Origin of the sequence: Acidovorax radicis (genome assembly GCF_020510705.1) — a bacterium.
Classification (GTDB): domain Bacteria; phylum Pseudomonadota; class Gammaproteobacteria; order Burkholderiales; family Burkholderiaceae_C; genus Acidovorax; species Acidovorax radicis_A.
This window is the reverse complement of the sequence record NZ_CP075184.1, coordinates 809,731-822,857: the sequence shown is the minus strand read 5'-3', so window position 1 is coordinate 822,857 and position 13,127 is coordinate 809,731. Positions and strand designations below refer to the sequence as shown.

At 64.1% G+C, this 13,127-nt stretch carries 9 protein-coding genes and 1 pseudogene; 6 read left to right on the top strand and 4 right to left on the bottom strand.

The genetic code is table 11. From position 1 onward, the window contains the following. Positions 1-54: 54 nt before the first annotated feature. Both KI609_RS03685 and KI609_RS03680 read right to left on the bottom strand, forming a co-directional pair. The gene (locus KI609_RS03685) at positions 55-951 is read right to left on the bottom strand and encodes an amino acid ABC transporter substrate-binding protein (protein WP_226447228.1); all 897 of its coding nucleotides are present in this window, start codon (positions 949-951) and stop codon (positions 55-57) included. A gap of 176 nt (positions 952-1,127) precedes the next feature. Next, on the bottom strand, positions 1,128-2,060 hold the full coding sequence (locus KI609_RS03680) for a LysR family transcriptional regulator (protein ID WP_226447227.1): 933 nt from the start codon (positions 2,058-2,060) through the stop codon (positions 1,128-1,130). 216 nt (positions 2,061-2,276) lie between these two features. Here KI609_RS03680 and KI609_RS03675 point away from each other — a divergent pair, with 216 nt between their 5' ends. The 3 genes from KI609_RS03675 (at position 2,277) to KI609_RS03665 (ending at position 5,255) form a co-directional block, all read left to right on the top strand. Continuing rightward, on the top strand, positions 2,277-2,843 hold the full coding sequence (locus tag KI609_RS03675; protein ID WP_226447226.1) for a TRAP transporter small permease: 567 nt from the start codon (positions 2,277-2,279) through the stop codon (positions 2,841-2,843). Beyond that, the gene (locus KI609_RS03670; RefSeq protein ID WP_226447225.1) at positions 2,840-4,138 is read left to right on the top strand and encodes a TRAP transporter large permease; all 1,299 of its coding nucleotides are present in this window, start codon (positions 2,840-2,842) and stop codon (positions 4,136-4,138) included. The genes KI609_RS03675 and KI609_RS03670 overlap by 4 nt, the downstream gene beginning before the upstream one ends. Positions 4,139-4,217: 79 nt before the next feature. Further along, positions 4,218-5,255, top strand: coding sequence for a DctP family TRAP transporter solute-binding subunit (locus tag KI609_RS03665; protein ID WP_226447224.1), 1,038 nt, complete (start codon positions 4,218-4,220; stop codon positions 5,253-5,255). Between the two features lie 53 nt (positions 5,256-5,308). Here KI609_RS03665 and KI609_RS03660 read toward each other — a convergent pair whose 3' ends face one another. Together KI609_RS03660 and KI609_RS03655 are read right to left on the bottom strand one after the other, a co-directional pair. Further along, positions 5,309-6,508, bottom strand: coding sequence for a PIN domain-containing protein (locus KI609_RS03660; RefSeq protein WP_413463414.1), 1,200 nt, complete (start codon positions 6,506-6,508; stop codon positions 5,309-5,311). Further along, a pseudogene (locus tag KI609_RS03655) lies at positions 6,482-6,787 on the bottom strand (nucleotide pyrophosphohydrolase); the annotation flags it as partial. The gene KI609_RS03660 and the pseudogene KI609_RS03655, both read right to left, overlap by 27 nt. Before the next feature lie 244 nt (positions 6,788-7,031). On the opposite strand from KI609_RS03655, the gene KI609_RS03650 reads away from it, so the two are divergent. The 3 genes from KI609_RS03650 (at position 7,032) to KI609_RS03640 (ending at position 13,124) form a co-directional block, all read left to right on the top strand. Continuing rightward, positions 7,032-8,342, top strand: coding sequence for an efflux RND transporter periplasmic adaptor subunit (locus KI609_RS03650; protein WP_226447223.1), 1,311 nt, complete (start codon positions 7,032-7,034; stop codon positions 8,340-8,342). Between the two features lie 76 nt (positions 8,343-8,418). Beyond that, complete coding sequence (locus KI609_RS03645) at positions 8,419-11,598, top strand: efflux RND transporter permease subunit (RefSeq protein ID WP_226447222.1); 3,180 nt, start codon at positions 8,419-8,421, stop codon at positions 11,596-11,598. Then, on the top strand, positions 11,595-13,124 hold the full coding sequence (locus KI609_RS03640) for a TolC family protein (protein ID WP_226447221.1): 1,530 nt from the start codon (positions 11,595-11,597) through the stop codon (positions 13,122-13,124). Before KI609_RS03645 ends, KI609_RS03640 begins: the two co-directional genes overlap by 4 nt. The last annotated feature ends 3 nt before the right edge of the window (positions 13,125-13,127 follow it).

The following is a 13,127-nucleotide window of genomic DNA, read 5'->3' as shown; positions in this document are numbered from 1 at the left end:
CCGGTGCCGATGAACTCCAACAGGGGGAATCGTGATTGTGCAGGCAGGCGCAACTCAGAAGGGCACCCTGTCAGTAGGGTATTTCCAGAAGTCGCGCAACAAATAACTGACCGGAAGGCTCAGCACTGTATTGCCTGGAGGTATGGGTTTGGCAAACCACTTGTCGTAGATGGGGTAGATCTCGTGGCTGGTGATGAGTCGGCGCATTTCATCGTCCACCAGCTTTTTGAATTCAGGGTCGTCCTTGGGCAGCATGATCGCCAGGGGCTCAGTGGTCATGAAGCGGCCCACGATTTTCAGCGCCTTCGGGTCGGGCCGCCCCGCTGCCAGGCCATAAAGCAGCACATCGTCCATGACAAAGGCATCAGCCTCGCCCTTTTCCACCATTTCAACGGCTTTGGCATGGTCGGCCGCCTCCAGGATGGTAATACCCATCAGGCGCTCGCGGTTGGCCTGGACAGCGGCCTTCAGGGGTGTGGAGCCTTTGGTGGACACCAGTTTTTTGCCGTTGAGATCTTCCACGCGGTCGATGGTGCTGGTGGACTTGACCAGCAGGCGCGCGCCAGTGATGAAGTGAGGAACCGTGAAGGAAACCAGCTCACGCCGCTCGGCATTGTTGGTGGTTGAGCCGCACTCCATGTCGGCCTTGCCTTGTGCCACCATGGTCACACGATTGGCAGAGGTGACGGGCACCATCTCGATGCCCATGTCCTTCTTGCCCGTTTTCTTGCGCACCAGCTCTGCCATGCGCAGGCACAGGTCGAGCGCATAGCCCACCGGTTTGCCCGAACTGCTGTCAATGTACGAAAAAGGCACCGATGACTCACGGTAGGCGATGACCAGTTTGCCGCCTTCGGCCACACGCTCCAGCACGCCAGCCTGCACCGACATGGACGCAACACAGCACAGGGCAGCAAAGCCCCTGGTGTATCCCCAACGCTGAATGGTCATGTGATGCCTTAATGAATGGACAGTCGGCCTGAGCAATCTTTGTGCCACGGCATGTTTACCCCAGCAAAACCGCGGTAACCGATCCGACTAGGGCGTGACTGTACGTTTCCCTCTGGGGGATTTCCAATGCCGTTTGCGCGCACAACTATGCAAACTGTTTATGTCCGTATTTACCCTTAGCATGACCCTGACTGCGCCTGCAGATAGTTCCAGAGCGCCTGCGCCATGCCTTTGGGCTGCTCTTTGCCATTGGGTTTTTCGCGGTAGGCACGCACGTCCATCGTCATCTCCAGGCCCTCGGTGTCGGCAGGAGCCGCACTGACCAGGCGGCGCGAGCGCAGTTCTTTTTTCACCGCGCTGTGCGGCAAAAAGGCCAGGCCGTGGCCTTCAAGCGCCATCGCCTTGAGGCCTTCGGCCATGTCGGTTTCGTACACGCGCTCCAGATGGATGGGTGTTTGCGACTGTTTGAGAATCAGCTCCGTCACCCGCCCCAGATACGCGCCAGGCGCATAGCCCAGATACGGCAAGGGCTGGCCCGCACGCCCCGGCAGGCGGTGCAGCGGCTGGCCGTCGGCATCTGCCTTGCTGTAGGGAGACAACACCTCTTGCCCCAGGCTCACCATTTCGTAGCGGTTGGCGTCGAGCTGAAAAGGTTGCGAAGGATGGTGATAGGCGATCAGCAGATCGCAGCCGCCTTCCACAAGCCGCATCACGGCATCGTGCACGTTGAGCGCAATCAGCCGGCTTTTGAACGGCCCGAACTTGTCGTGCAGGTTCGACACCCACGCAGGGAAAAACGTGAACGCCAGCGTGTGTGGCACCGCAAACTCGATCATGTCCTTGCCGGCACTGGTATGCGCGCGCATCATGGCCCGGGTGTTTTGCAGCGCCTGAAGCATCTCCAGCGCCTGGTCATACAGCGTTTTGCCAGCGGGGGTGAGCCGGGTGGGGTACGAACTGCGGTCCACCAGATCGGTGCCCGCCCAGCCCTCCAACGCCTGGATCCGCCGCGAAAAAGCCGGTTGGGTCACGTGCCGCAACTGCGCTGACCGGCTGAAGCTGCGCGTTTCCGCAAGACTGACGAAATCTTCAAGCCACTTGGTTTCCATCGCCCGCATTATCCGCCCGCGCCCCAGGGTGTGCAGGGCAGGGCCATGAGGGTTTACACAGAGCCAGCGACCCCGGCCAACGATGTGCATGCATAGCAACCCATCGCATAATAGAAAGCGGCGCCATCGCGCTCTGTGTCGAAGCCCCTGGTGCACAACACTGCCGGGCAGGGCGACCCTCATAGATATTTCGTCTTCTTCTCCTTTCCCTGCCCCATGTCCTCCTCCACCCCCCCAGGGCCAGAGACCGACGCAGCCCCCTGCGCGGCAATTGCCGAGGCCGAGCCCCGCTCGCTGCGCCTTGAAGACTGGCTCACCGTCATCGTCATGGCGGCCCTCGCACTCATCACCTTTGCCAACGTGCTGGTGCGCTACTTCACCAATTCGTCGTTCGCCTGGACCGAAGAAATCTCCGTGTTCCTGATGATCGCCCTGGCGCTCATCGCAGGCTCTGCCGCCGTGGCGCGCGACCAGCACATCCGCATCGAATACTTTGCCGAGGGCGGCTCTGCGCTGCGCAGCAAGCGCCTGTCCATGCTCGGCGCGGCCACCGTGGCCCTGCTTTTTGGCGTGATCGCCGTGCTGAGCGTGCGCGTGGTGTGGGACGACTACAGCTTTGGCGAGACTTCGCCCGGCATTGGCGTGCCGCAGTGGTGGTATTCGATCTGGCTGCCCGTGTTCTCGGCCCTCATCACGGCGCGCGCCGTGGGCCTGTTCATCCGCCGCAGCCGCAGCACGACGGTCAGCGGGGGCGCTGCAGCCTCCAAGGACGCCCAGCCATGATCGCCACGCTGCTGTTTGTGGCCTTCCTGGGCCTGATGTTTGTGGGCGTGCCGATTGGCGCCGCCTTGGGCTTGGCGGGTGCCGCCGCCATTGCGCTGGCCAATGCCGACAGCCAATGGTTCGGCCTGCTGGCCGTGCCGCAGAACTTCTACGCCGGGCTGGGCAAATACCCGCTGCTCGCCATCCCGATGTTTGTGCTGGTCGGCTCCATCTTCGACCGCTCGGGCGTCGCGCTGCGCCTCGTGAACTTTGCCGTGGCCATCGTCGGGCGCGGCCCGGGCATGCTGCCGCTGGTGGCCATTGCCGTGGCCATGTTCCTGGGCGGCATCTCAGGTTCGGGGCCGGCCAACGCGGCGGCCGTGGGCGGCGTGATGATCGCGGCCATGTCGCGCGCGGGCTACCCGCCTTCGTTCTCGGCCAGCGTGGTGGGCGCGGCAGCGGCCACCGACATCCTGATCCCGCCGTCCGTCGCGTTCATCATCTACTCGGTGCTGGTGCCGGGCGCCTCGGTGCCCGCGCTGTTTGCTGCCGGCATGATTCCGGGCGTCCTGGCTGGTGTGGCGCTGATCGTGCCCGCCGTGTGGATGGCACGCAAACACAAGATGGGCGCGCTCGAAGCCACCATGCCCCGCCCGCCGTTCTGGAAGAGCCTGCGCGAGGCCACCTGGGGCCTGGCCGCTCCGGTGCTGATCCTGGGCGGCATGCGCGCGGGTTGGTTCACGCCGACGGAGGCCGCCGTGGTGGCGGTGTTTTACGGCCTGTTTGTGGGCATGGTGATCCACCGCACGATCTCGGTGCGCGACCTGTTCCCTATCCTGCGCGAGTCGGGCGAGCTGTCGGCCGTGATCCTCATCGTGGTGTCGCTCGCGGGTATTTTTGCTTTTTCACTGTCCACACTGGGCGTGATCGACCCCGTGGCCAACGCCATCGTGAACTCGGGCCTGGGCGAGTACGGCGTGCTGGCGCTGCTCATCGTGTTGCTGATCACCGTGGGCATGTTCCTCGACGGCATTTCGATCTTCCTGATCTTCGTGCCGCTGCTGCTGCCCATCATGAATCACTACCACTGGGATCCGGTGTGGTTCGGCGTGATCCTGACCCTGAAGGTGGCCCTGGGACAGTTCACGCCGCCGCTGGCCGTGAACCTGATGGTGTCGTGCCGCATCGCCGGTGTGCGCATGGAGTCCACCGTGCGCTGGGTGGGCTGGATGCTGTTTGCCATGTTCCTCGTGATGGTGCTCGTGATCGCCTTCCCGCAACTGGCACTGTGGCTGCCCGCCCGTCTGGGGTATTGAAATAATGATCAAAACACCCGCTAACGCAGAACTGACAAGCGCTAACAGCTAGATTTTTTATAGCAAGGAGACTGAGACAATGAAACTGCGCACCTTCCTCACTTCCGCCGTGGCCGCTGCCGCCGCGCTGGCTTTCACCGCGCCTGCCGCCATCGCACAGACCGCCTACAAGAGCGAATACCGCATGTCGCTGGTGCTGGGCACCGCCTTCCCCTGGGGCAAGGGCGGCGAGCTGTGGGCCAACAAGGTCCGCGAGCGCACCAATGGCCGCATCAACATCAAGCTGTACCCGGGTGTCTCGCTGATCCAGGGCGACCAGACGCGCGAATTCAGCGCGCTGCGCCAGGGCGTGATCGACATGGCCGTGGGCTCCACCATCAACTGGTCGCCCCAGGTCAAGGCGCTCAATCTGTTTTCGCTGCCCTTCCTGTTCCCTGATTACGCTGCCATGGACGCGGTGACCCAAGGCGATGTGGGCAAGCAGATTTTCGCCACGCTCGACAAGGCGGGCGTGGTGCCCCTGGCCTGGGGTGAGAACGGCTACCGCGAGATCTCCAATTCCAAGCTGGCCATCAAGAGCCCTGCCGACCTCAAGGGCCTGAAGATCCGCGTGGTGGGCTCGCCCCTGTTCCTGGACACCTTCACCGCCCTGGGCGCCAACCCCACGCAGATGAGCTGGGCCGACGCACAGCCCGCCTTTGCCAGCGGCGCCGTGGACGGCCAGGAGAACCCCATCGCCGTGTACCAGGCCGCCAAGCTGCACACCGTGGCCCAGAAGCACATCACCATGTGGGGCTACGTGAACGACCCGCTGGTGTTCGTGGTGAACAAGGACATCTGGGCTTCGTGGAGCCCCGCCGACCGCGAGATCGTGAAGCAGGCCGCCATCGACGCCGGCAAGGAAGAAATCGCGATTGCCCGCAAAGGCATGGTCGAGGCCGACAAGCCCCTGCTCAAGGACATCGCCGCCCACGGCGTGACCGTGACGCAACTGGGGGCTGCCGAACGTGACGCCTTCGTCAAAGCCACCCGCCCCGTGTACGAAAAGTGGAAGGGCCAAATCGGCGCCGACCTGGTGACGAATGCCGAGAAGGCGATTGCGGCGCGCAAGAAATAAAGCTATCAAAAAAATAGCGACCAGCGCTTATTCATAAAGCGCTGACGGCTTTTTTACGCTATTTTCGGGTAAGAGACGCTTTTCCCATCGGACGATAACGCCACGTCTTTGCGCGCCTCCAGCAAGGCGCAGACCTGCTGTGCCACGGATTTGGGGTCGGCCGCCTTGGCGGCATGAGTCTCGATGAACTTGAGCAGCCCCGCTCGGCGCGTGGGCTTGTTGCCGGGCATCTTTTTCAGACTGGCGAGCACATGCTGCGCAATCTGCGCCGCTACAGGCATGGGGGTGGCTTTCTTGGCGGCAGGCGCAACAACCTTACCGGTTTTTGGGGTGACCTTCTTGGCGGCAATGGGTGTCGGAGGCTTTTTGACACCTTGCTTGGCCGCTGCGGCTTTTGGGGCTGCCACCGATTTCTTCGCTGCGGCGGAAGGCTGGGCAGCGGCGGGATGAACGGCGGTCTTTGGGACGGCAGGCATGAACGGGGCTTGCGAAACCTCGACGACGGGACGCCATGCATCAGGCGCCCGAGCCAGTCCAAGGCGACGGGCACGCACAAGCACCCACGCGCGCTGCGCCAACGCCGCCTTGTCACGCACCGGTTCACGAATCAATGCCTCCACCAAGGCCTGCCCATCGGCCGACAGCGTGGGCCTCCTTTCCAATGGAAGCTTGCGCAGATGCACGATGGCACGCCACGCCATCTGCGCGGCCGATGGCTCGGCGGCAAGCGCCGCTGGCGGCAGAGCCGCGCAAGGGACGGGGGGCGGGGACAGTGGCTTGGGTTTGGGCTTGAGCGCGGCGGGCGCTGCTTTCGGTTTCGCTGGGGGCTGGACGGGCGGCGCGGGCAGTCTGCGGAACTCGCGCCGCGTGGCATCAAACCCCAGCTCGCGCGCGTGCTCCAGCATCGGGTCATAGCCTGTGTCATTCGACACCACCACAAACCGCTCCTGCGGCTGGCGGGCTGAGATGTAGCCGATGTAGTAGCTCAGCTGAAAGTCGAGCGCATTCTTGCCCGTACCAGAACGGGGCACCAAGATCACTTTGCTGGAGCCGAAAGCAAGCAGATGGCTGGAAGCATCCACCTTCTGCTGCGGGCCGTGGAACAGCCACACATCGGAGCCCTCGGGCACCAGTGCGCGCAACTCTGGTCCCTTGGGCTGCACGTTTTCCCAATCGATGAGCAAATGGCTCTTCGGGCCGGGTGCAGGCTTCTCAGGATACTTGGCCGGGTGCTTCCCTGCGTTCTTGCGCAGCTTGTGCTCCACGGCCTGCTCCACATCCACCCCCGTGCAGTCCGCCAGCTGCAGCAGGTACAGCAACACGTCGGCCATCTCATCACCCACACGCTCTTTGTCGGCTGCATCCCGGGTGAGCGTGTGAGACTGCTCGGTGGTCAACCACTGGAACAGCTCCAACAATTCCGCCGCCTCCACCATCAGAGCCATGGCAAGGTTCTTGGGCGAGTGGTAGGGCTGCCAGTCGCGCGCGGCGGCAAAGTCGCGCAGCCGCTCTTGCAAGGCTTTGATGTCCATGGTGATCTCACAAAGGGCGGTAAAAGCGATGCACCGGCAAACGCTTTCATATTGATAGCTTTTAGCGCTTACCTATCAAGCGCCAGAGGCCTATTTGACTATATAAATTGCAATACCCATCGCCGGGCGCTGCGGGGGCGGTCGCCATCACAATCAAGAAAAGCCGGAGCGCAAACGTAACCAACTTTATCTTGCGTACACATTTCCCCCCCAAAATTCCAGCAACACTGACTCCTCGCTTCCCATGCCGTTTCTTCTGAACACCGGCCGCCCGGCCGACGCGGGCTCGCTGACGCCGTCTCTCCAACCCCTCCAACCGACTCTCCCGACCACAGTGCGGCAAAACCCCTGGGCTCGCCTCTGTGTCGCGGCGCTGGGCATCAGTGTCCTGGCGGCCTGCTCGGGCAAGGATTCGTCCACCCAGCCGGGGGCCAACAAAGCGGCCAACGAGCCCACGGTGGGCGTGGTGGTGCTGGCCACCGAAAACCAGACCCTGAGCACTGAGTTGCCGGGCCGGACCACCGCGTTCCAGAACGCCGACATCCGCCCGCAGATCAACGGCATCATTCAAAAGCGTCAATTCACAGAAGGCTCTTTGGTCAAGGCCAACCAGCCGCTGTACCAGGTGGACCCTGCCACTTACGAGGCCGCGCAGGCCAGCGCGCAGGCGGTGCTGGCCAAGGCCCAGGCTACCGCCCGCACCGCCCAGGTCAATGCCAAACGCAATGCAGCGCTGGTCGAGATCGACGCGATCAGCCGCCAGGTCTTTGACGAAAGCCAGGCGCTGGTGCAACAGACACAGGCGGACGTGGCCGTGGCACAGGCGGCCCTGGAGGCGGCGCGCATCAACATGCGTTACACACGCATCCTGGCGCCCATCTCCGGGCGCATCGGGCTGTCGGCCGTGACCGCAGGCGCGCTGGTAACGGCCAACCAGGCCACGGCGCTGGCCACCATCCAGCAGCTCGACCCCATCTACGTGGATATCACGCAGTCCAGCGCAGACCTGTTGCAGCTTCGCAAGCAGTGGCAGGAGGGCAAATTCACGCGCGTGGATGCCAGGCAGGCCAAGGTGCGGCTCGTTCTGGAGGATGGCTCGACCTACCCGCTGGAGGGCACGCTGCAATTCACCGGCACGGCCGTGAACCCGACCTCGGGCGCCATCACCCTGCGCGCGACGTTCCCGAACCCAGACCACTTCCTGATGCCTGGCATGTATGTGCGCGCCCAGCTGGCCACCAGCGTCGCACCGCAGGCCTTGCTGATTCCCCAGGAGGCCGTGATCCGCAACCCGGCCGGGGCGCCGAGTGTGCAGGTGGTGGAGGAAGGCAACAAGCTCGTCAAACGCCCGGTGGAGCTGGGCCAGGCGGTGGGCAATCGCTGGCTGGTGATCTCCGGCGTCAAAGCCGGCGACAAGGTGATGGTGGACGGATTCCAGAAGGCCCGCCTGGGGCAGACGGTCAAGCCCACGGTGGTCCCGCCGCGCGAGCAGGCGGCGCCTGCTGCAACGCCCCCAGCCTCTGCGGCTTCTGCGGCATCCTCTGCGCGCCTATAGCGTGCGCCAGCGCTTCAGCCAGCCCCCAAGAACCCGCCCCCGTTTGACCGACCCGCGACCCCACACCGTCTGATCCATGGCCCAGTTTTTCATCAACCGCCCGGTCTTCGCCTGGGTGCTGTCCATCGTCATCATGCTGGCGGGGGCGATGTCCATCTTCACCCTGCCGCTGGAGCAATACCCCGACATCGCTCCGCCCCGCGTCACGATCAACACGACCTACACCGGCGCATCCGCCGAGACCGTCGACAACTCCGTGACGCAGGTGATCGAGCAGCAGCTCAAGGGCATCGACAGCCTGCTGTACATGGGCTCCACCAGCGACTCTGCGGGCCGCTCGCGCACCACCCTGACCTTCTCCCCCGGTGCCAACATCGATGTGGCGCAGGTGCAGGTGCAAAACAAGCTGCAGGCAGCGATGAACCGCCTGCCTGAAGCCGTCAAGAGCCGCGGTGTGTTCGTGAACAAAGGCGGGCAGGACTACCTGGTCACCTATGTATTCACCTCGCCCGACCCCTCCGTGACGCAGGTGGCCATTGGCGACTACATCTCCAGCAACGTGGTGGACGTGATCGCCCGCCTGGACGGCGTGGGCGACGTGACGGTGTTCGGCACCCCCTACGCGATGCGCATCTGGATCGACCCCGCCAAGATGGAAAAGCATGCGCTCATGCCGTCGGACCTGATTGCCGCGCTCAACGCCCAGAACGCGCAGGTCTCGGCCGGGCAGCTCGGCCAGCAACCGGCGCCCGCCGGGCAGATGCTCAACGCCACCATCACGGCACGCACCAAGCTGCAGACAGTCGAGGAATTTGAAAACATCGTGCTCAAGTCGGGCACCGATGGCTCGGTGGTGACCATGGCCGACGTGGCGCGCGTGGCCCTGGAGGCAGACAACCTCACCATCAAATCACGCCTGAACGGGCAGCCAGGTGCCGGCATTGGCATCGTGCTGGCCGACGGCGCCAACGCCATGGAGGTGGCCGATGCCGTGGCACGCAAGATGGCGGAGCTCAGGCCCTTCTTCCCGGACGGAATCAACGGTGTGGTCAGTTCAGACTCCACGCCTTTTGTGCGCGCCTCCATTGAAGAGGTCGTCAAGACCCTGGCCGAAGCCATGCTGCTGGTGGTGATCGTGATGTTCATCTTTTTGCAGAACTTCCGCGCCACGATGATCCCCGCCATTGCCGTGCCCGTGGTGCTGCTGGGCACCTTCGGCGTGCTCTCTGCGCTGGGCTACTCTATCAACATGCTCACCATGTTCGCCATGGTGCTGGCCATCGGCCTGCTGGTGGACGATGCCATCGTCGTGGTCGAAAACGTCGAGCGCGTGATGAGTGAGGAGGGTCTGTCTCCCAAAGAGGCCACGCGCAAGTCCATGAAAGAAATCACCCCGGCGCTGGTGGGCATTGGCCTCACGCTGGCGGCGGTTTTCATCCCGATGGCCTTCTTCACGGGCTCCACCGGGGTGATCTACCGGCAGTTCTCGATCACCATCGTCTCGGCCATGGCCTTGTCGGTGTTTGTGGCGCTGACGCTCACCCCGGCGCTGTGCGCCACGTTGCTCAAGCCCATCGAGAAGGGGCACCATGCGGCCCACGACGGCCCTCCACGGCGTGGCCTGCTCGGCCTGAACGACCGCTTCTTCGCCTGGTTCAACCGCAGCTTTGACCGCACCGCCAACCGCTACCAGCGCGCCGTCGGCGGCCTGCTCAAGCGCAGCATCCGCATGGTCGTCATCTATGCGGCGATCCTTGTCGGTGTGGCACTGTTGTTCAAGACGCTGCCCACATCGTTCCTACCCAATGAGGACCAGGGCTTCGTCACCGCGTCCATCACCTTGCCATCCGGTGCCACCGACGAGCGCCTGGGGGTGGTGCTCAACGAGATCAAGGACTACTTTCTGGCCCGCCCCGAGGTGCTGCGTGTGAACTCCATCGCGGGCAACAACGGCAACCAGAACTCGGGCAACATGTTCATCCGGCTCAAACCATGGAGCGAGCGTCCGCTGCGCAGCCAGTCGGCGGAAGTCATGGCACGGCAAGCCACCAAGGATCTCGCGCACATCCGGGACGCCCGCATTTTTGTATCGCTACCGCCGGCCGTGCGGGGGCTGGGCTCCAGCGCTGGCATCAACTTTATGCTCAAGGACCTCAACGGCCTGGGGCAAGACGCTCTCACCGCCGCCAAAGACCAGCTCTTCGAGCTGACCCGCGACTACCCGCAGCTGACCAACGTGCGCACCACCAACTTCGACAACACATCGGAGCTCAAGATCCGCATCGACGACCGCAAGGCGGCGGCCCAGGGGCTGTCCACGGCCGACATCAACAGCGTGTTGTCCAGCGCCATGGGTGGCACCTACGTGAACGACTTCGTGCACCAAGGCCGCGTCAAGCGGGTGTATGTGCAAGGCGACGCTCCCTACCGCATGCTGCCGCAGGACATCGGCCAGTGGGGGGTGCGCAACCGCAGTGGCGAGATGGTGCCGTTTTCGACCTTCGCCACCACGTCCTGGACCAGCGGGCCGCCCCAGCTGATGCGCTACAACGGCAGCCCTGCCATGGAATTGCAGGCAGAGACCCCACCAGGCACCAGCTCTGGCGACGCGATGATGGCCATCGAGGAGATCATGAAGAAACTGCCTGTGGGCATTGGCATGGAATGGACGGGGGCCTCATTGCAGGAGCGCCGGTCCGGTTCGCAGGCCCCCATGCTCTACGCGGTCTCGATCCTGTTTGTCTTTCTGTGCCTGGCTGCGCTCTACGAGAGCTGGAGCGTGCCGTTTTCGGTGATGCTGGCCGTGCCCCTGGGGGTGATTGGCGCTTTGCTGGCCACGTACACACGCGGGATGAGCAACGACGTGTACTTTCAGGTGGGGCTTTTGACCACGGTGGGACTGGCCTCCAAGAACGCGATCCTGATCGTGGAGTTCGCGGTGCAGTTGCAAAACCAGGGCAAAAGCCTGTATGACGCCACAGTAGAAGCCGTGCGCATGCGCCTGCGCCCCATCCTCATGACCTCGCTGGCCTTTGGCTTTGGCGTATTGCCCCTGGCCATCGGCACCGGCGCGGGCGCGGGCGGCCGCCAGGCCATTGGCACCGGCGTTCTGGGGGGCATGGTGGCATCCACCACGCTGGGGCTGTTCTTTGTTCCCGTGTTCTTCCTGCTGGTGCGCTCATGGGTCACCTCGCACCAGCCCGCCCCGCCGCCGCCCCCTAGCCGCGTACCGGATGCAGAGGAAGCACAGGCATGACACGTTGCACTTACCCCGCACGCCACAACAGCGCCTCTGGCATTACCAAAGCCCTGTTGACGCCTCTTTGCACGCTGCTGATTCTGGCCGGCTGCACCAACCTGGCGCCCCGTTACGATCGCCCCCCGGCCCCGGTTCCAGCGGCACTGGACAACGTGGCCACCACCTCGGACACCGTTGACGCCTATGCCCCCGTGCGCTGGGATGCGGTGGTGCAGTCAGCACCATTGCGGGAGGTCATCGCGCTGTCGTTGCAGAACAACCGCGACCTGCGTGCCGCCGTCCTGGCCATTGAGCGCGCGCAAGCCCAGTACGGCGTGAGCCGTGCCGACCGCTTGCCCACCGTGACAGGCACGGCGCAAGGCAGCCGGGCCCGCACCGCCGCAGACCTGACCACGGCGGGTCGCCCCCAGATCAGCGAGCAGTTCAGCGCGCAACTGGGCGTGACGAACTACGAACTGGATTTTTTTGGCCGTGTGCGCAATCTCAATGAAGCCGCCTTGCAGGAGGTCTTGAGGGTCACCGACAGCCAGCGCAGCGTGCAGCTGAGCCTGGTGGCCGAGGTGACCAACGCCTGGCTCACATTGGCCGCCGACCAGGCACGCCTGGCGCTGACCCGCGAAACACTGCGCTCGCGCGAGGCATCCTATGCCCTCACAGAGCGCACCTATCGCCTGGGGGGCACCTCGGGCTTGGTGCTGGCGCAGAACCAGACCACGGTGGACAGTGCGCGCGCCGATGTCGCCACGCTCACCAGCCAGGTGGCACGTGACCGCAATGCGCTGCAGTTGCTGGTGGGCGCGCCTGTTCCCCCCGCGTTGCTGCCCCCCGTCGAACCGGTGCTACCCGCACCCGCCGCAGCACGCATGGAAGAAGCCCGCCGCGGCGAGCGGGCTACGCAGGTCGCGGCGCCCGTGTGGATGCTGCGCCAGGACGCACTGCAACTGCTGGCCGCGCCCGCGCAGATCCCATCGAGCGTATTGCTGTCGCGCCCCGACGTGATGGCGGCCGAACGCAGCCTGCAGGCGACGTACGCCAACATTGGCGCCGCGCGCGCTGCCTTCTTTCCCAGCATTTCGCTCACCGCCAGCCTGGGCACGGCAAGCAACGAGTTGTCGGGGCTGTTTGGTAGCGGCAACGCGCTGTGGAGCTTCGTGCCCCAGATTCGCCTGCCGATCTTCGACGGTGGCCGCAACCAGGCCAACCTGGAAGTTGCCCAAGCCAACCAGAAAATCGCCCTCGCACAGTATGAGAAAGTGATTCAAACCGCTTTCCGCGAAGCGGCCGATGCGCTGGCCGAGCGCGCCACACTGACCGACCGCATCGCCGCACAAACCGCACTGCTGGCGGCCACAGAACGCGTCTATGCCTTGTCAGAAGCCCGCTTCAAGGCCGGTGCCGACAACTACCTCACCGTGCTGGATGCGCAGCGCTCGCTCTATGCAGCGCAACAGACGCTGTTGAGCCTTCAACTGGCCGAGCAGACCAACCGCATCACGCTGTACAAGGTGCTGGGCGGGGCCTGAACG